This window comes from Streptomyces cinereospinus, assembly GCF_042430725.1.
In the GTDB taxonomy this organism is placed as follows: Bacteria; Actinomycetota; Actinomycetes; order Streptomycetales; family Streptomycetaceae; genus Streptomyces; species Streptomyces cinereospinus.
Genome location: NZ_JBHMCY010000053.1, coordinates 19,303 through 37,690, shown reverse-complemented (window position 1 = coordinate 37,690; position 18,388 = coordinate 19,303). Strand labels below are relative to the sequence as shown.

14 protein-coding genes are annotated in these 18,388 nt (G+C 70.3%); 2 read left to right on the top strand and 12 right to left on the bottom strand.

From position 1 onward, the window contains the following. Window positions 1-10 precede the first annotated feature (10 nt). Window positions 11-148: a hypothetical protein gene (locus ACFF45_RS24545; RefSeq protein WP_356149248.1), complete on the bottom strand. Its 138-nt coding sequence runs from the start codon at window positions 146-148 to the stop codon at window positions 11-13. A 215-nt stretch (window positions 149-363) separates the two neighbouring features. On the opposite strand from ACFF45_RS24545, the gene ACFF45_RS24540 reads away from it, so the two are divergent. Beyond that, a complete protein-coding gene (locus ACFF45_RS24540) occupies window positions 364-2,028 on the top strand; it encodes a helix-turn-helix transcriptional regulator (protein ID WP_512701200.1) in 1,665 nt (554 codons plus the stop codon). 14 nt (window positions 2,029-2,042) lie between these two features. After that, on the top strand, window positions 2,043-2,408 hold the full coding sequence (locus tag ACFF45_RS24535; RefSeq protein ID WP_359845705.1) for a hypothetical protein: 366 nt from the start codon (window positions 2,043-2,045) through the stop codon (window positions 2,406-2,408). 415 nt (window positions 2,409-2,823) lie between these two features. On the opposite strand, the gene ACFF45_RS24530 is transcribed toward ACFF45_RS24535, so the two are convergent. The 11 genes from ACFF45_RS24530 to ACFF45_RS24480 all read right to left on the bottom strand — a co-directional run bounded on the left by ACFF45_RS24530 (window position 2,824) and on the right by ACFF45_RS24480 (window position 18,368). Beyond that, on the bottom strand, window positions 2,824-4,749 hold the full coding sequence (locus ACFF45_RS24530) for a TIGR03960 family B12-binding radical SAM protein (RefSeq protein ID WP_381348613.1): 1,926 nt from the start codon (window positions 4,747-4,749) through the stop codon (window positions 2,824-2,826). Between the two features lie 69 nt (window positions 4,750-4,818). Next, on the bottom strand, window positions 4,819-6,321 hold the full coding sequence (locus ACFF45_RS24525; RefSeq protein WP_381348612.1) for a CYTH and CHAD domain-containing protein: 1,503 nt from the start codon (window positions 6,319-6,321) through the stop codon (window positions 4,819-4,821). A gap of 65 nt (window positions 6,322-6,386) precedes the next feature. Further along, window positions 6,387-7,586 (bottom strand): rod shape-determining protein RodA, encoded by a 1,200-nt coding sequence (gene rodA / locus ACFF45_RS24520; protein WP_381348611.1) that lies wholly within the window; start codon window positions 7,584-7,586, stop codon window positions 6,387-6,389. After that, window positions 7,583-9,862, bottom strand: coding sequence for a penicillin-binding protein 2 (gene mrdA / locus ACFF45_RS24515; RefSeq protein ID WP_381348610.1), 2,280 nt, complete (start codon window positions 9,860-9,862; stop codon window positions 7,583-7,585). Before mrdA ends, rodA begins: the two co-directional genes overlap by 4 nt. 116 nt (window positions 9,863-9,978) lie before the next feature. Then, window positions 9,979-10,656: a rod shape-determining protein MreD gene (mreD, locus tag ACFF45_RS24510; protein ID WP_381348609.1), complete on the bottom strand. Its 678-nt coding sequence runs from the start codon at window positions 10,654-10,656 to the stop codon at window positions 9,979-9,981. Between the two features lie 14 nt (window positions 10,657-10,670). Then, a complete protein-coding gene (mreC, locus tag ACFF45_RS24505; protein ID WP_381348608.1) occupies window positions 10,671-11,645 on the bottom strand; it encodes a rod shape-determining protein MreC in 975 nt (324 codons plus the stop codon). Window positions 11,646-11,811: 166 nt separating this feature from the next. Beyond that, window positions 11,812-12,831, bottom strand: coding sequence for a rod shape-determining protein (locus tag ACFF45_RS24500; RefSeq protein WP_006133575.1), 1,020 nt, complete (start codon window positions 12,829-12,831; stop codon window positions 11,812-11,814). Window positions 12,832-13,155: 324 nt separating this feature from the next. After that, window positions 13,156-13,569 (bottom strand): nucleoside-diphosphate kinase, encoded by a 414-nt coding sequence (gene ndk / locus ACFF45_RS24495; RefSeq protein WP_381348607.1) that lies wholly within the window; start codon window positions 13,567-13,569, stop codon window positions 13,156-13,158. A gap of 68 nt (window positions 13,570-13,637) precedes the next feature. Next, window positions 13,638-13,979 carry a DUF4233 domain-containing protein gene (locus ACFF45_RS24490; protein ID WP_381348606.1) on the bottom strand — a complete coding sequence of 114 codons (342 nt, stop codon included), beginning with the start codon at window positions 13,977-13,979 and terminating at the stop codon, window positions 13,638-13,640. A 7-nt stretch (window positions 13,980-13,986) separates the two neighbouring features. Then, window positions 13,987-15,519 (bottom strand): bifunctional tetrahydrofolate synthase/dihydrofolate synthase, encoded by a 1,533-nt coding sequence (gene folC, locus ACFF45_RS24485; RefSeq protein ID WP_381348605.1) that lies wholly within the window; start codon window positions 15,517-15,519, stop codon window positions 13,987-13,989. A gap of 197 nt (window positions 15,520-15,716) precedes the next feature. Then, window positions 15,717-18,368, bottom strand: a complete 2,652-nt coding sequence (locus ACFF45_RS24480; protein WP_381348604.1) for a valine--tRNA ligase — start codon at window positions 18,366-18,368, stop codon at window positions 15,717-15,719. Window positions 18,369-18,388 lie beyond the last annotated feature (20 nt).

Here is an 18,388-nt window from a genome sequence, read left to right as displayed (position 1 = left end):
GGCGCTCCCGTCAGTCGTTGCCGTCAGAACGGCCACCGCTGACGTCCGACTCCTGCTCGGCACGCGTCCGCGCGGCCACGATCTTGCGCTTCGCGACGAGCAGGCCACCCCCCTCGGGGGCCACCGAACCGGTGTTCTCTTCCACCATCGGACTTACCTCTCTACTCGGAAACACCCGCCGGGAATCCGGCGGGAGGAACGGGAGGGCAGCAACCTTCGAGGCAGCTACCGCGCCGCAAGGGCTCCAGCGAGGAACACCGCCGAGCCGCCGAGGATCATGGCCAGGTAGAGCGGACCTGCATACCGCCCGAATCGGCGCAGCACCCAGTTCCGTAAGCCAGACCTCACGCCGTCCTCGGCTCGATGCCAGCCGGGCGCAGCGAAGTGGCGGACAGCGCGTCGTGCCCCGTGCAGCGGGCACACGCGCAGGGCGGGTATCGGCCCGGGTCGGAAAGGATGACGAACGGGTCACCCTCTCGAACCCTGGTGCTCTGCTCCCAGGTGCGACCGGAGTCACGGGATACCCGAAGGCTCATGAGAACGCGGCGGTCAGTGCCGAGGTCTACAGCCCGAGTGGAGCCGAAACCATCGTTCCCCATGCCGTTCTGCATTCCCATGTCCGCGCCCTTCCGCAGGTTCTCGCCCGTGCCGTTTGCGACAACCCCAAGGAAACCGCCGGGAGTCGGGACTCACCACGGCATCGATGCGGCAGTCTTGACGCAGATCCGTGCACGGCAACGACGCAGGTTCAGGTCATGGGAAGGGGCCCTGATGGGACTGGCGGAACGGCGCAAGACCCTGGGCTACAGTCAGGAGAAGTTGGCTCAGTTACTCGGGGTAGACCGAACAACGGTCGGACGCTGGGAGAGCGGCAGGATCGAACCCCAGCCACCCCAGCGACGGGGCTTGGCCAGTGCCCTCCAAGTCACTCTCATCGAGCTTGACGTCCTCCTGCCGCAGCCACGAGCAGCCAGCCAGGAGGCCACAGGGCAGCAGTCCAGTGACCACCCAGGCGCGGGAGACCCCGACGACATGATCCGCCGCGAATTCCTCCGCATCCTCACCGTCAGCGGAGCCCTCACAACCCTGCCGCTGGACGAGGCCGAAGCCCTCACGGACGGGGTGCGCAGGGGCGCACCATCCGACTTCGCGCGGATGAACGGCCACCTGTGGCAGGTCTACCAACTGGCCCGCTCGAAGGGCTCCGTCTACCCCATCGTCCGCGACCAGCTCACCACCCTGAACGAAGCCCTGGCAGCGGACACCCGAGGCAACTCCCGGCCACTCCTGAACGCGGCAGCCGACCTCTTCCAGCTCGCCGGAGAAGTCGCCTTCGACGCCAACCGGTACACCGACGCGGCAGCGTCCTACGCCCTGGCAGCTTCCGTCAGCAAGGATGCCGGAGCCTTCGACCTGTGGGCCTGTGCCCTGGTGCGGCACGCCTACGTGGACATGTCGGAGCAGCGATACCGTCAGGCTGCGCAGCTCCTGTCACTGGCCGAGAGACTGGCAAGCAGGGGAGACAGCACCCTCGCTACGCGGCACTGGGTCGCCTCAGTGCAGGCCGAGGCGTATGCCGGCCTCGGAGACCTGACCGGGTGTGAACGGGCACTCGACCAGGCGGAGAGGGTCAGGGACCTGACCACGGACAGCACCAACGGTGGATGGCTGCGCTTCGATGGCACCCGGTTGGCGGAGGAACGGGGGGCACGGTACGTCCAGCTCGGCCGCCTCGACCTGGCAGAGGAGACCTTGACCGAAGCGCTGCAACAGACCGCGCTTGCGTCCGGACAGTCCTACCGGCGCAGGGGTGCCGTGCTGGCTGATCTCGCCGCCATCGGTGCCAAGCGACGTGACCCCGAACAAGTCGTCCTGTACGGGCGGGAAGCCATCCAGTTGGCGCAAGCCTCAGCCTCGGGCTACGTCGCCCGTAGACTCCAAGCCCTGTGCAGCGAGTTCGGCCCCCTGGCCGGGGACCACCGCGTAGCGGAGCTGGGGGCAGAGATCGCCACGCTGAGCACGCAGTGACGAGAGGGGATGGCATGTCGCAGATCGATGGTGCACGACTGTTCCGGGAAGCGTGGATTACGGGCGTCCACCAGCACTTCCCAGGCGAGCCGAAGCCCGGCTACGTGACCCCGTGGGACGACACCCCGCAGTGGGAGCGCGACGCCGCAGGCTCTGTCTACGAGCAGGTCCGCCAGTTCATCGAGATCAGCAGTGGCCACGCTGCCCGGTTGTCCCGGGAGCAGAAGGGCCGGTTCGTCGCGACCTGCTGGACCGCTCAGATGTTCAAGCACTTCGAGGACCCGAAGCCCGGCTACGTCGCCGACTGGCCCGACCTCCCGAAGTGGCAGCAGGAGACCGACGCCGACATCTTCGAGGCCATCGAGAAGGCTGCCTCCTGATCCTGGCCCCTTGAGACAGCCCCCGGAGCGAGCGGTGCATACCCGCCGGGCCGGGGGCTGAGCCTTGCCCAGGACCGCCACGCGGGCGCGTGCCGGGCGAACAGCCCCCGAGGGTGACATCCGACCCGGTGGGGGCGTACAGCCCCTCTCGCAGCCGGTGAGCCCGCCTCACTCAGGACAGGCGAGAGGCGCCCGGCTGTGACTGCCCGGACGCCTCTCTTCAGCTACACCCACTCGACCGCCGAGACGATGCCCGGATCTTGCCGAGGAGCAGGGAGCGGCGTGCGCCGCACAGGGCGGGAAGCCTGCTCGCGCCCCTTCGTCCCGAGCCCTCGAAGAATCTCGGCACGCTCCGCCTCGCTCATGCCAGCGAGCGTCTCAGCCATCCTCTGGACGGCATCGCCGCTGGTCACGGCTACTTCTTGACCTCAAGCGGAAGCAGCTTCTTGCCCGTCGGTCCTACTTGTGGCCATGTGTCGAACTGCGGGCACACCCCGCAGTCGAAGCACGGTGTCCAGCGGCAGTCCTCGACCTCGGTCTCGTCGAGGGCGTCCTGCCAGTCCTCCCAGAGCCAGTCCTTGTCGAGCCCGGAGTCGAGGTGGTCCCAGGGCAGGACCTCCTCGTAGGTCCGCTCACGCGTCGTGTACCAGTCGACGTCCACGCCGAACCGGGCCAGCGCCTTGTCCGCGCACCCCATCCAGCGGTCGTAGGAGAAGTGCTCGCGCCAGCCGTCGAAGCGGCCGCCGTCCTCGTACACGGCGCGGATGACCGCGCCGATCCGCCGGTCGCCGCGGGAGAGCAGGCCCTCGACGATGCCCGGCTTGCCGTCGTGGTAGCGGAAGCCGATCGAGCGGCCGTACTTCTTGTCGCCGCGGATCTTGTCGCGGAGCCGGGTCAGCCGGGCGTCCGTCTCCTCGGCGGACAACTGCGGCGCCCACTGGAACGGCGTGTGCGGCTTGGGCACGAAACCGCCGATCGACACCGTGCAGCGGATGTCGTTCGAACCGGAGACCTCGCGGCCCTTCTGGATGACACGCGTGGCCATGTCGCCGATCTGGAGCACGTCCTCGTCGGTCTCGGTCGGCAGACCGCACATGAAGTACAGCTTCACCTGCCGCCAGCCGTTGCCGTACGCCGTCGCGACGGTCCGGATCAGGTCGTCCTCGGAGACCATCTTGTTGATGACCTTGCGGATCCGTTCGGAGCCGCCCTCGGGCGCGAAGGTCAGACCGGACCGGCGGCCGTTGCGGGTCAGCTCGTTGGCCAGGTCGATGTTGAAGGCGTCCACGCGGGTCGACGGCAGCGACAGGCCGATCTTGTCGTCCTCGTAGCGGTCGGCCAGGCCCTTGGCGATGTCACCGATCTCGGAGTGGTCGGCCGAGGACAGCGACAGCAGGCCCACCTCCTCGAAGCCGGTCGCCTTCAGGCCCTTGTCGACCATGTCGCCGATGCCGGTGATGGACCGCTCACGCACCGGGCGGGTGATCATGCCGGCCTGGCAGAAGCGGCAGCCGCGCGTGCAACCGCGGAAGATCTCCACGGACATCCGCTCGTGCACCGTCTCCGCCAGCGGCACCAGCGGCTGCTTCGGGTACGGCCACTCGTCCAGGTCCATCACCGTGTGCTTGGACACGCGCCACGGCACACCCGACTTGCTCGGCACGACCCGCGCGATCCGCCCGTCCGGCAGGTACTCGACGTCGTAGAAGCCGGGGACGTACACCCCGCCCGTCCGCGCCAGCCGGAACAGCAGCTCCTCGCGGCCGCCCGGGCGGCCCTCGGCCTTCCAGGCGCGGATGATGTCGGTGACCTCCAGCACGGCCTGCTCGCCGTCGCCGATCACCGCGCAGTCGATGAAGTCGGCGATCGGCTCGGGGTTGAAGGCCGCGTGGCCGCCGGCCATGACGATCGGGTCGTCGACCGTACGGTCCCTGGCTTCGAGGGGGACTCCGGACAGGTCCAGCGCCGTCAGCAGGTTGGTGTAGCCCAGCTCCGTGGAGAAGCTCACGCCGAGCACGTCGAACGCCTTCACCGGACGGTGGCTGTCCACGGTGAACTGCGGGACGCCGTGCTCCCGCATCAGCGCCTCCAGGTCCGGCCACACGCTGTACGTCCGCTCGGCCAGGACGCCCTCACGCTCGTTGAGGACCTCGTAGAGGATCATGACGCCCTGGTTGGGCAGGCCCACCTCGTACGCGTCCGGGTACATGAGCGCCCAGCGCACGTCACAGGCGTCCCAGTCCTTGACGGTGGAGTTGAGTTCTCCACCGACGTACTGGATCGGCTTCTGCACATGCGGGAGCAGGGCTTCGAGCTGCGGGAAAACCGACTCGACAGACATCGCGGGACTTTCGTGAGCGGACGGGGCTGACCACCAAGCCTAACGCGGCCGGGACCCCCGTCCGTACGCTCAGATCCCGGCCGCGCTCCCGGTCTCCTTCCACACACCCGGCAGCTCCCGCTCCACCTCGGCCGCCCGCTGCTCCTCCCTGGCGTACAGCAGGCCGTACGTGAAGCCGTTCTCCCCGGCCGCACGCGCCTGTTCGGCCAGTTCCTTCAGCGCCTCCCGGCTCATCACGCTGTCCTGGTGCTCGCCGAGCAGCTTCTGCAGGCTCTTCAGCGACGACACCAGGCCGGACGCCGGCCTGCCGAGCGCGGGGTCCGCCGCCTCCGCCGCGTACCGGGCCCGCTTGGCCTTCTTGCGCGCCTCGTGCAGCGCCACGTCACGGTCGCGCCCGGGCGGGGTGTCGAGAGCCTGCTCGACCAGCCCGGACAGCACGCCGTAGGCCTTGTGCACGGCCTTGGCGAGCACTTTCGACGGCTTCCCGGCCGCCGCCCGGCGCAGCGGCGGGTCGGCGAGCAGCGCGTCCAGCGAGGTCAGCAGCGCCAGATAGCGCGGCCCGTTCAGCACGTCGGTGATTTGCCGGCGGGATTGCTCACCGCGCGCCCGCGACCAGGTGCGCAGCCGGTCGCGGACCGGCCCGGCGACCAGCTCGGGCGGCAGTTCCCCGACGCTGTCGCCGATCCGCTCGGACAGCACCTCCTGGTCGCGCTCCGCGCCGAGCTCGCCCGCCAGCCACTTCAGCTCGGCACCCACGGGATCGGTGACGGCCCGGTCCAGCACCTTGCGGTACGACCGGAAGGTGCTGCGCATCCGGCGGGTGGCGACCCGCATGTCGTGCACCGCGTCCGCCGCGTCCCGGCGCACGGCCGGGTCGAGCGCGACGATCGCGTCCCGCTGGGCCCGCACGTACGCCAGCACGTGCTCGCCCGCGGTGACCGGCGCGGCCCGGTCCTCCGTGCGGGGCTGCCCCCGGCCGCCGGTCTCGGCCAGTGCCCGGGCCAGCTTGGAGGGCGACTCGGCGGGCCGCACCCCGGCCTTGCGCAGCCGCTTGTCGACCTTGCCGAGGAACGCCGGATCCCCGTCGTCGGCCAGTTCGACCTCGATCTCGGTCCACTCGGCCCGCCCGCCGCCCCCGGTGAGCCGCTCGGCCCGCACCGCGTCCACGCTGACCTCGGCCAGCAGCCGTCCGTCGGTGTCGACCAGGTGGCGCACGTCACGCGTCGACCGCAGCCGCACCACGGGAGTCAGCTCGGCGTCGCGCACCCGGGAGCGGACGAGCGCGCCGAGCGTGGAGGGCACCTGGTCGGACAGCGGCTCGTGGATCTCGTCCCGGACCCCGTCGGCGACCGGCAGCTTCAGATGCCATCCGGCGTCCGAGCCGCCGGTGCGGCGGCGCAGGGTGACCGAGGAGGCCGCCAGCCGCTCGTCGGCGGTGTCGTAGTAGACGGCGTCCAGCTCGGTCACGCCCTGGTCGAGGACGTTCGCCACCCCGGCGACGCCGGTCAGGTCGGGCAGCCCACCGTCATCGGACTCGTACTTGCGCTCGATCTCACGCTTCGTATCCGCCATAAAAAGAATCTAGTGCGATTCGGGCCGCTACGGCAGGGCGCCCCGGGGCCGAAGCGCGGTGGGCCTCACGCCGACATGGGTTTCTGCGCCCGGATCGACTGCAGCAGCCCGACCGCCACCCAGACCGCGAACATCGACGATCCGCCGTAGGAGACGAAGGGCAGCGGCAGACCGGTGACCGGCATGATGCCCAGGGTCATGCCGATGTTCTCGAAGGACTGGAAGGCGAACCAGGCCACGATCCCGGCCGCGACGATCGTGCCGTACAGTTCGGTCGTCTCCAGCGCGATGCGGCAGGCCCGCCACAGCACCACACCCAGCAGAAGGATTATCAGTCCGCCACCGACGAAGCCGAGTTCCTCGCCCGCGACGGTGAACACGAAGTCCGTCTGCTGCTCGGGCACGAACTGGCCGGTGGTCTGCGAACCCTGGAACAGGCCCGACCCGGTCAGTCCGCCCGAACCGATCGCGATGCGCGCCTGGTTGGTGTTGTAGCCGACGCCCGCCGGGTCGAGGTCCGGGTTGGCGAACGCGGCGAAGCGGTTGATCTGGTACTCGTCGAGGATGTGCAGCTGCCAGACGGCGACGGCGCCCAGGGCGCCCGTGCCCAGCAGCCCGAAGACCCACCGGTTCGACGCGCCGGACGCCAGGAGCACGCCCAGCACGATCACCACCATCACCATGACCGACCCGAGGTCGGGCATGAGCATCACGATCATCATCGGCACGGTGGCCAGACCGAGCGCCTGCAAGACCGTGCGGTGGTCCGGGTACGGCTTGTCGCCCGCGTCGACCCGGGCCGCCAGCAGCATCGCCATCCCGAGGATGATCGTGACCTTCACGAACTCCGACGGCTGGAGCGAGAAGCCGCCGCCGACCGCGATCCACGAGTGGGCGCCGTTGACGGTGGTGCCGAGCGGGGTCAGCACCATCAGCACCAGGAAGACGGACGCGCCGTACAGGATCGGGACCGCGCCGCGCAGGGTGCGGTGGCCGAGCCAGACCGTGCCGAGCATCAGCCCGAAGCCGATGCCGGTGTTCAGCAGGTGGCGGACCAGGAAGTAGTACGGGTCGCCCTGGTTGATCTCGGTGCGGTTGCGGGTCGCCGAGTACACCAGGACCGCGCCGATCATGGACAGCACCAGCGCCGAGAGCAGTATCGGCCAGTCCAGCCGCCGGGCCGGCGAGTCCCGGGCGAACAGCCGGGTCCAGCCCGCGCGTTCGGGGCCGTAACCGGAGACGTGGAAGCTGTTCGCGCCCGTCATGTGAGCATCCTTCGGCTGAGCGTCCCTCGGCGGCCGCGGTGGCCGCGGCCGCCCCGGCGGCGCTGCCGGCGGCGTGTGTCGCGGCTGCCCTCGGGCGGCGTCTGCACGGTCGCCGCCTGCACCTGCCCGCCCTGGTCCTCCGGGACCTTCTGGCCGGCCTGCGCGTCCTTCGCCGGGTCCTCGGAGATCCTCGGCGCGATGATCGAACCGTCCGCCTGGATCTTCGGCAGGCTCTTGAGCGGGGTGGGCAGCAGGGCGTTCCGCTGGGTGATGGTGCCGTCGTCGGAGACGCCGTACAGCGCGTCGTAGATGTTGCGCACGGCCGGTCCCGAGGCGCCCGAACCCGTACCGCCCTGCGAGATCGTCATCACGATCGCGTAGTCGTCGGTGTAGGTGGCGAACCACGAGGTGGTCTGCTTGCCGTAGACCTCCGCCGTACCGGTCTTGGCGTGCATCGGGATCTTGTCCTGCGGCCAGCCGCCGAACCGCCACGCCGCCGTGCCCCGGGTGGCGACGCCCTCCAGCGCCTCGTCCATCTGGGCCAGCGTCTGCTGGGTCACCGGCAGCCTGCCGTGCGACTCGGGGGCGATCTCGCTGACCCGCTTGCCGTCGGCGCTGATGATCGCCTTGCCGACGGTCGGGTCGTAGAGCGTGCCGCCGTTGGAGATGGCCGCGTAGATCGTCGCCATCTGAATCGGCGTCACCAGTGTGTCGCCCTGGCCGATGGAGTAGTTGATCTCGTCACCGGCGCGCATCTTGTTGCCTTCGAGGCAGTTCTCGTAGGAGATCCGCTGGACGTAGTCCCCGTCCTTCTTGCCGGTCTTGCACCAGGCGTCCTTGTTGGCCTCCCAGTAGTCCTGCTTCCACTGGCGGTCCGGGACGCGGCCGGTGACCTCGTTGGGCAGGTCGATGCCGGTCTCCTTGCCGAGGCCGAACTGGTGGGCGGCCTGGAAGAAGTGGTCCTTCGGCCGGCCCTTGGGGTTGATGCCGCCGTCCTTCTTCCACTCGCTGTGCGCGAGTGCGTAGTAGACGGTGTCGCAGGAGACCTCCAGGGCGCGGCCGAGGTCGATCGGGCCGTGGTTCTGGGACTCGAAGTTCTTGAAGACCTGGCCGCCGACCGAGTAGGCGCTGGAGCAGTTGTAGCGGCCGTCGAACGCGTAGCCGGCCTGGACGGCGGCGGCGGTGGAGACCACCTTGAAGATCGAGCCGGGGGCTGCCTGACCCTGTATGGCCCGGTTGAGCAGCGGGTAGTTGGACTGCTTGCCGGTGAGCCGGGCGTAGTCCTGGGCGGAGATGCCGCCGACCCAGGCGTTGGGGTCGTAGGTCGGGTTGGACGCCATGGCGACGATCCGGCCGGTCTTGGCCTCCATGACCACCACCGCCCCCGAGTCGGCCTTGTACCGCTCGTTGGTGTTGCGGTCCCACTCCTTGCGGGCGGCCTTCATCGCCTCGTTCAGCTCGAACTCCGCGACCCGCTGCACCCGCGCGTCGATGCTGGTGACCAGGTTGGAGCCGGGCTCGGCGGCGTCCGACTCGGCCTGGCCGATGACCCGGCCGAGGTTGTCCACCTCGTAGCGGGTGACGCCGGCCTTGCCGCGCAACTGCCGGTCGTAGGTGCGCTCCAGGCCGCTGCGGCCGACCATGTCGGAGCGCAGGTAGGGCGAGTCGGTGTCCTGGGCCTGCTGGATCTCCTGGTCGGTGACCGGGGAGAGGTAGCCGAGCACCTGGGCGGTGTTGGCCTGGCCCGGGCTCGGGTAGCGGCGCACGGCCTGCGGTTCGGCGGTGATGCCGGGGAAGTCCTCGGCGCGCTCGCGGATCTGCAGGGCCTGGCGCGGGGTGGCCTCGTCGGTGATGGGGATCGGCTGGTACGGCGAGCCGTTCCAGCACGGCTGCGGCGTCTCGGCGTCGCACAGCCGCACCTTCTCCGTGACCTCCTTGGGCGTCATGCCCAGCACACCGGCGAGCTTGGTCAGGACGCCCTTGCCGTCGTCCTTCATCTTCAGCAGGTCGGTGCGGGAGGCGGACACCACCAGCCGGGTCTCGTTGTCGGCGAGCGCCACTCCGCGCGCGTCCAGGATCGAGCCGCGCACGGCGGGCTGGACGACCTGCTGCACGTGGTTGCCGGAGGCCTCCTTGGCGTAGGCGTCGCCCTCGCGGATCTGGAGGTACCACAGCCGGCCGCCGAGGGTGGCCAGCAGGGAGAGGACGAGGATCTGGATGACGACGAGCCTGGTCTGGACCCGTTGGGTCCGTCCGGTCTCGGGAATGTTGGTCACTGCGGCTTCCTCCCCCTCTCAGAGCGCGTACGCGTGTGCGGGTACGAGTGATGAACGGCCGGCCCGCGCGGCCGGGTTCCGCCCGAGCTCCCTCGTTCGGGTGAACTGCCCTGGCCTCACAGCCGCTTGACCCCCTTGATGCGCCCGGCGCGGGCCACCCGCGCTCTGGCCGCCTTCACCTTCAGGGTGCCGAGCCCGCCGCGCCGGCCGCCGATGCGCAGTCCGGTGCCGGAGGAGAGCCAGCCGGAGGAGATGTCGGTCGCCTTGGCCGACGCGTTGGCCTCCAGCGGGTCGTTGTCCGCGCGCCGGGCCAGTGCCATCAGGCCGGGCACGACGAAGGGCGCGAGCAGCAGGTCGTACAGGGCGGCGGTGAACAGCAGGCCGGGCAGCCCGACATGGCGGGCGGCGGTGTCGCCGACGAGGGCGCCGACCCCGGCGTACAGCAGGGTGCTGCCGATCGCGGCGGCGACCACCACCGCCATCGGTCCGCTGGCCGACTTCAGCTGGCCGTTCTCCGGCTTGACCAGGCCCGCGAGGTAGCCGATGACGCACAGCACCAGCGCGTAGCGGCCGGCGGCGTGGTCGGCGGGCGGGGCCAGGTCGGCGAGGAGCCCGGCGCCGAAGCCGATCAGGGCGCCGCCGACGTGGCCGTAGACCAGCGCGAAGGCCACCACGGCGAGCAGCACCACATCGGGGACGGCGCCCGGCAGGTGCAGCCGGGCCAGGACGCACACCTGGAGCACCAGGGCGACGACGACCAGGGTGGAGGAGAGCAGGATCCGGTTCAAGCGCATGGGTACAGCTCCCCCTACTGGTCTTGCTCTTGCTGGGACTCGCCCTCGCCGGGGGCGTCGGCGGGCGCCTCGGCGTCCTGCGCCCCCGGCGTCACGGTCACCGTCACGGTCGGCGTCGGCGTGGGCCTGGGCCTGGCCGGCAGCACCGTGTCGCGCGGGTCCCGCTCGGGCGTCTGCACGACGACCCCGACGATGTCGAGTTTGCTGAAGCTGACGAACGGCGTGACGTACAGCGTGCGGGTCAGGTCGCCGCCGGAGGGGTCGACGCGGGAGACCACGCCGACCGGGACGCCGGGCACGAACGGCCGGTCGGCCTGCGAGCCGAAGGTGACCAGCCGGTCGCCCTTCTTGATCTGGGCCTTGCCGTTGAGGAGTTCGACGCGCAGCGGGCGGTCGCCCTGCCCGGAGGCGAACCCGAGTTCGTCGCTGCCCTCCATGCGCGTGCCGACGGTGAAGTCGGGGTCGCTGGCGAGCAGTACGGTCGCGGTGTCGGGGCCGACGGTGGTGACGCGGCCGACCAGGCCGTCGCCGTTGAGGACGGTCATGTCGCGCCTGATGCCGTCGTTGGCGCCGATGTCGATGGTGATGGTCCAGGAGAAGCCCTGGGCCGCTCCTATCGCGATGACCTCGGCGCCCTTGATGCCGTACTGGCCCTGGCCGGCGATCCTCAGCATGTTGTCGAGCTGCCGCAGTCGGCTGCGGCTGCGGTCGTCGCTGCCGAGCTTCGCCTTCAGCGCCGCGTTCTCCTGCTCCAGCTGGGCCAGCCGGTCGTGGCGCTGGCCGGAGTCACGGACGGCGGTGATGGCGTTGCCCACCGGGTCGACCGCCGACGACACGCCGTTCTCGATCGGGCCGAAGACCGCGGCCGCGGCACCGCGGGCACCGTCGACCGGTGAGTCCTCCCCGCCGCGGATGTCCACCGTGATCAACGCGAACGCGATGGCGACCAGCAGCACCAGAAGCAGCCGGCTCTCTCGTGTGTCCCTCACGTGCGGCGGCCGTGCCCTTCCTCGTAGGAATGCGGGAAATCCAGGTGGCCCGACGGGAAGCCGGACGGCGGAATCCCACGGGCTGTTCGGAGCAGCTTATGCCTCGATATCGACGATCCGCCGTACGAGAGGCGATGGTCCCGTACGGCGGAGTCGAAGAGTTGCCTCATCTGCGCGGCTGGGCGTCCAGCACCTGCTGGAGCGCCTCGAACTCCTCGACGCACTTGCCGGACCCGAGCGCCACGCTGTCCAGCGGGTCCTCGGCGATGTGGATCGGCATACCGGTCTCGCGGCGCAGCCGCTCGTCCAGACCGCGCAGCAGCGCTCCGCCGCCGGTCAGAACGATTCCGCGGTCCATGATGTCGCCGGACAGCTCCGGCGGGCACTTGTCGAGCGTCGTCTTCACCGCGTCCACGATCGCGTTGACGGGCTCCTCGATCGCCTTGCGCACTTCGGCGGCCGAGATGACGACGGTCTTGGGCAGTCCGGAGACCAGGTCCCGGCCGCGGATTTCGGTGTGCTCGTCGGTGTCGAGGTCGTACGCCGAACCGATCGTGATCTTGATCTGCTCGGCCGTGCGCTCACCCAGCAGGAGCGAGTACTCCTTCTTGATGTGCTGGATGATCGCGTTGTCCAGTTCGTCGCCCGCGACCCGGATGGACTGGGCGGTGACGATGCCGCCGAGGGAGATGACCGCGACCTCCGTGGTGCCGCCGCCGATGTCCACCACCATGTTGCCCGTGGCCTCGTGGACCGGCAGGCCGGAGCCGATGGCGGCCGCCATGGGCTCCTCGATGATGTGCACCTGCCGGGCGCCGGCCTGGGACGACGCCTCGATGACGGCACGGCGCTCGACGCCCGTGATGCCCGAGGGCACACAGACGACGACCCGCGGACGAGCCAGATACCGCCGCTTGTGGATCTTCAGGATGAAGTAGCGGAGCATCCGCTCGGTGATCTCGAAGTCGGCGATCACGCCGTCCTTCAGCGGACGGACGGCAACGATGTTGCCGGGCGTGCGCCCGATCATCTTCTTCGCTTCGGCACCGACCGCGAGGATGCCACCGGTGTTGGTGTTGATCGCGACGACGGACGGCTCGTTGAGTACGATCCCGCGACCCCTGACGTACACCAGCGTGTTGGCGGTCCCGAGGTCGACAGCCATGTCACGGCCGATGAACGACATTGAGTTCCCCATCAGGATTCGTCTGGCCTACCCGCGGAGCTTTTGAAAGCTTTTCAGGTCGGCGAGGTGGGTGCTGTGACGTGAAGGCTTCCATCGTAGACGCGCCTTCGCGAACACTGCGCGAGGGTCTTCGCCATTGTCATCAGATGGCGCGCCGCCCCGCTTGTGGAGACGGGCCATCGGGGGCACTCGTTCCCCCGATCGGCACGGATATGCGGCGGGACGGCCGGAAATGAGCGGCCGTCCCAGGTCAGGCGGTGTGCGGAGGTGACGGTCCCTCAGAAGGACCCTGCGGTGAACTCGCTCCGCTTCTTCGGCGACGGGTCAGGCCCGGCCGGGGAAGAAGATCTTCACCTCGCGTTCGGCCGACTCCTCGGAGTCGGAGGCGTGGATGAGGTTCTCACGCACGATCACGCCGTAGTCGCCGCGGATGGAGCCGGGCGCGGCGGCGATCGGGTCGGTCGGGCCGGCCAGCGCGCGCAGCCCCTCGATGACCCGCTCACCCTCGACGATCAGCGCCACGACCGGGCCGGAGGACATGAACTCCACCAGCGGCTCGTAGAAGGGCTTGCCCTGGTGCTCGCCGTAGTGCTGCTCCAGGGTCTCCTGGCCCAGGGCGCGCAGCTCCAGCGCGGTGATCCGCCAGCCGGCCTTGCGCTCGATACGGCTGATGATCTCGCCGGTCAGGCCGCGACGGACGGCGTCGGGCTTGAGCAGGACGAGGGTGCGCTGGGTCACGACGAGGCTCCTTCTCGGATCACGCGATGTGCGGGGTGATGAGGCTACAGGGCCCTTCCGGGCGTACGTCACGCAGTGTCAGCCTGCGCGGCGAAGCGGGCCTTGGCCTCGTCGATCTTCCTGCCGTAGTGGACGGAGGCCCACCACAGCGCGGCGAACATCGCCCCCAGGAAGAACATCGTGGGCACCACGAAACCGGCGGCGACGAGCCCGAGCTGCAGCGCCCAGCCCAGCGCCACGCCGCCCGGCCGGGTGGCCAGGCCGCACAGCACCAGGCAGAGGAACATGGCGATGCCGCTGACCGTCCAGACCGTCGACGCGGCCAGGTCGGGATCCTTCATCGCGACCAGTCCGGCGAAGCCGATGACGAAGAACTCGCCGATCAGGGTCGAAGCGCAGAGTGTACGCATGGGGGACTCAGCCCCTTCCCAGGAGCAGTCGGGCCTCGCCGACGGTGATGACGGATCCGGTGACGAGCACGCCGCCGCCCGCGAACTCGCCCTCCTCCTCGGCGAGCGTGATCGCCGCCTCCAGCGCGTCCGGCAGCCGCGGCTCCACCTGGACCCGCTCCTCACCGAACACCTCGACGGCGATGCCCGCCAGCTCGTCGGCGTCCATCGCGCGGTGGCTGGAGTTCTGGGTGACGACGACCTCCGCGAACACCGGCTCGAAAGCCTCGAGGAGCCCGCGCACGTTCTTGTCGCCGCTGGCGCCGACGACCCCGATGAGCCGGCTGAACTGGAAGGCCTCGCCGATCGCCTCGGCGGCGGCCCGGGCGCCCGCCGGGTTGTGCGCGGCGTCCAGGACGACGGTGGGCGAGCGCCGTACGACCTCCAGCCGGCCCGGCGAGGCGACGGCCGCGAACGCCTTGCGCACGGTGTCGACGTCCAGCGGCTGGGGGCGCTGCGCGCCGACGCCGAAGAACGCCTCCACGGCGGCCAGCGCGACGGCGGCGTTGTGCGCCTGGTGGGCGCCGTGCAGCGGGAGGTACACCTCGGTGTACTCGCCGCCGAGCCCGCGCAGCGTCAGCAGCTGCCCGCCGACGGCGACCTGGCGCGCCACGACCCCGAACTCCAGGCCCTCGCGGGCCACGGCCGCGTCGACGTCCACGGCCTTCTTCAGCAGCACCTGGGCGGCGTCCACCGGCTGCTGGGCCATGATCACGGTGGCGCCGGCCTTGATGATCCCGGACTTCTCCCCGGCGATCTCGCCGGGCGTCCCGCCGAGCCGGTCGGTGTGGTCGAGGTCGATCGGCGTCACGACGGCCACGTCACCGTCGATGACGTTGGTGGCGTCCCAGCTGCCGCCCATGCCCACCTCGACCACGGCGACGTCGACCGGCGCGTCGGCGAAGGCGGCGTACGCCATCCCGGTCAGCACCTCGAAGAAGGACAGCCGGTACTCCTGCCGGGTGTCGACCATCTCGACGTACGGCTTGATGTCCTGGTACGTCTCGACGAACCGCTCGGCGGAGATCGGCGCCCCGTCCAGGCTGATCCGCTCGGTGACGGACTGCACGTGGGGCGAGGTGTACCGCCCGGTGCGCAGCTCGAAGGCGCCCAGCAGGGCCTCGACCATGCGGGCGGTGGAGGTCTTGCCGTTGGTCCCCGTGATGTGGATCGAGGGGTACGTCCGCTGCGGCTCGCCCAGCACGTCCATCAGCGCGGCGATGCGGGTGACGGACGGCTCCAGCTTGGTCTCGCCCCAGCGCGTCGCGAGCTCCGCCTCGACCTCCCGCAGCGCCTTGTCGACCTCGGGGTCCTCGGGACGGGCCGGCACGGCGGCCTCCGGCGGGGCGCCCTGGGTCCGCAGGGTGCGGCTGCCGGCCTCGATCACCGCGAGGTCGGGGTCGCGGGTCGTCTCCGCCTCGATGATCTCGTCGAAGGAGTCGAAGGAGTCGAGGGGGTCCGAGGGGTCGGGCGTGTCGGGGGTGCCGGGGATGTCGCTCACGGGGCCCAGTCTACGGAGCCGCGCCGGCGGAGGCGGGGGTGGCTTGTCCGGTCGTGCGGGTGCGGGTGCGGGGTGACTGCTCGGGCAGTTCCCCGCGCCCCTGAGGGACGTGAGGGTCCCGGCGCCGACGGCGCACCGGGCGTCGCTGACGGAGGGTCCCCGGCGCCGTGTGGCGCCGGGGACCCTCCGTCACGGCTTCACGCCTGCGGCAGCCTCTCCAGCTGTGCCGCGATCCGGGCGATGTCCTCCTCCGCCTTGGCGAGGCGGGTGCGGATCTTCTCCTTCACCGGCTCCGGGGCCTTGGACAGGAACGCCTCGTTGCCGAGCTTGGCGGTGGCCTGCGCCTTCTCCTTCTCGGCGACGGCGAGGTCCTTGGCGAGCCGCTTGCGCTCGGCGGCCACGTCGATCACGCCGGAGAGGTCCAGGGCGACCTCGGCGCCCGCCACCGGCAGGGTCGCCGTCGCCGAGAAGCCCTCGCCCTCCGGCTGGAGCCGCAGCAGCTGGCGGATGGCCGCCTCGTGCGAGGCCAGCGCCGTGCCGTCCAGGCCCAGCCGGGCCGGGACCCGCTGGCCGGGCTGGAGGCCCTGGTCGGCGCGGAAGCGGCGGACCTCGGTGATCACGGACCGGAGGGTCTCGATCTCCCGCTCGGCGTCCGCGTCGCGGAAGCCGCCCGGTGCGTCGGCACCGGGAACGCGCACAGCGGCCGGCCACTCGGCGACCACGAGCGACTCGCCGCCGGTCAGCGTGGTCCACAGGGTCTCCGTGACGAAGGGGACCACCGGGTGCAGCAGGCGCAGGGTGACGTCCAGCACCTCGCCGAGGACGCGCTGCGAGACCTCGGCGGCCTCGCCGCCCGCCTGGAAGGTGGTCTTGGACAGCTCGACGTACCAGTCGAAGACCTCGTCCCAGGCGAAGTGGAACAGCGCGTCGGAGAGCTTCGCGAACTGGTAGTCCTCGTAGTGCGCGTCGACCTCGGCGACCACCGAGTTCAGCCGGGACAGGATCCACCGGTCGGTGGACGACAGCCTGGACGCGTCCGGCAGCGGGCCCTCGACCGTCGCGCCGTTCATCAGCGCGAAGCGGGTGGCGTTCCAGATCTTGTTGGCGAAGTTGCGCGAGCCCTGGACCCAGTCCTCGCCGATGGGCACGTCCACGCCCGGGTTGGCGCCGCGCGCCAGGGTGAAGCGCAGGGCGTCGGAGCCGTACTTGTCCATCCAGTCCAGCGGGTTGACGACGTTCCCGAAGGACTTCGACATCTTCTTGCCGTTCTGGTCACGGACCATGCCGTGCAGCGCGATGGTGTGGAACGGCGGGGTGCCGTCCATCGCGTAGAGGCCGAACATCATCATCCGGGCGACCCAGAAGAAGAGGATGTCGTAGCCGGTGACCAGGACGGAGTTCGGGTAGAACTTCGCGAGCGACTCGGTCCGCTCCGGCCAGCCCAGCGTGGAGAACGGCCACAGGCCGGAGGAGAACCAGGTGTCCAGGACGTCGGAGTCCTGGTGCCAGCCCTCGCCGGCGGGCGGCTCCTCGTCGGGGCCGACGCAGACGACCTCGCCGTTCGGGCCGTACCAGACCGGGATGCGGTGGCCCCACCACAACTGCCGCGAGATGCACCAGTCGTGCAGGTTGTCGACCCAGTCGAAGTACCGCTTCTCCATCTCCTGCGGGTGGATGGCGACCTTGCCCTCGCGGACCGCGTCGCCGGCGGCCTTGGCGAGCGGGCCGACCTTGACCCACCACTGCATGGACAGGCGCGGCTCGATGGTGGTCTTGCAGCGCGAGCAGTGGCCCACGGAGTGGACGTACGGCCGCTTCTCGGCGACGATCCGGCCCTCGGCGCGCAGCGCGGCGACGATCGCCGAGCGGGCCTCCAGCCGGTCCAGGCCCTGGAAGGGGCCGTGCGCGGTGATGACCGCGTGCTCGTCCATGACCGTGATGGCCGGCAGGTCGTGCCGCTGGCCGATCTCGAAGTCGTTCGGGTCGTGCGCCGGGGTCACCTTGACGGCGCCGGTGCCGAACTCGGGGTCGACGTGCTCGTCGGCGACGACCGGGATGGAGCGGTCGGTCAGCGGCAGCCTGATGAGCTTGCCGACCAGGTGCCGGTACCGCTCGTCCTCGGGGTGCACGGCGACGGCGGTGTCGCCGAGCATGGTCTCGGCGCGGGTGGTGGCGACGACGATGGTGTCGTCCCCCTCGCCGTACTTCATGGAGACGAGCTCGCCGTCGTCGTCCTGGTACTCCACCTCGATGTCCGAGATGGCCGTCAGGCAGCGCGGGCACCAGTTGATGATGCGCTCGGCGCGGTAGATCAGCTCGTCGTCGTAGAGCCGCTTGAAGATGGTCTGGACGGCCTGGGACAGGCCCTCGTCCATGGTGAAGCGCTCACGCGACCAGGCGACGCCGTCGCCGAGGCGGCGCATCTGGCCGGAGATCTGGCCACCGGACTCGGCCTTCCACTGCCAGACGCGCTCGACGAACGCCTCGCGGCCGAGGTCGTGGCGGGACTTGCCCTCCTTGGCCAGCTCCCGCTCGACGACGTTCTGCGTGGCGATGCCGGCGTGGTCCATGCCCGGCTGCCACAGCGTCTCGAAGCCCTGCATCCGCTTGCGGCGGGTCAGCGCGTCGATCAGCGTGTGCTCGAACGCGTGCCCGAGGTGCAGGCTGCCGGTGACGTTCGGCGGCGGGATGACGACCGTGAACGGCGGCTTGTCGCTCTTCGCGTCCGCCTCGAAGTAACCCCGCTCCACCCAGCGCTCGTACAGCGTCCCCTCTACCTCGGCCGGCGTGTACTGGGTCGGCAGTTCGGTGCTGGGCGCTGGTGGCTGCTGCTGAGCGTTGTCGGTCACGGGGTCAGTTTAGGGGTGTC

What these genes read in the sequence shown, in the direction of transcription:
- ACFF45_RS24545 (WP_356149248.1), bottom strand. Translation starts at nt 148, where the DNA reads ATGGTGGAAGAGAACACCGGTTCGGTGGCCCCCGAGGGGGGTGGCCTG.
- ACFF45_RS24540 (WP_512701200.1), top strand. Translation starts at nt 364, where the DNA reads ATGCCAGCCGGGCGCAGCGAAGTGGCGGACAGCGCGTCGTGCCCCGTG.
- ACFF45_RS24535 (WP_359845705.1), top strand. Translation starts at nt 2,043, where the DNA reads ATGTCGCAGATCGATGGTGCACGACTGTTCCGGGAAGCGTGGATTACG.
- ACFF45_RS24530 (WP_381348613.1), bottom strand. Translation starts at nt 4,749, where the DNA reads ATGTCTGTCGAGTCGGTTTTCCCGCAGCTCGAAGCCCTGCTCCCGCAT.
- ACFF45_RS24525 (WP_381348612.1), bottom strand. Translation starts at nt 6,321, where the DNA reads ATGGCGGATACGAAGCGTGAGATCGAGCGCAAGTACGAGTCCGATGAC.
- rodA (WP_381348611.1), bottom strand. Translation starts at nt 7,586, where the DNA reads ATGACGGGCGCGAACAGCTTCCACGTCTCCGGTTACGGCCCCGAACGC.
- mreD (WP_381348609.1), bottom strand. Translation starts at nt 10,656, where the DNA reads ATGCGCTTGAACCGGATCCTGCTCTCCTCCACCCTGGTCGTCGTCGCC.
- ACFF45_RS24500 (WP_006133575.1), bottom strand. Translation starts at nt 12,831, where the DNA reads ATGTCGTTCATCGGCCGTGACATGGCTGTCGACCTCGGGACCGCCAAC.
- ACFF45_RS24490 (WP_381348606.1), bottom strand. Translation starts at nt 13,979, where the DNA reads ATGCGTACACTCTGCGCTTCGACCCTGATCGGCGAGTTCTTCGTCATC.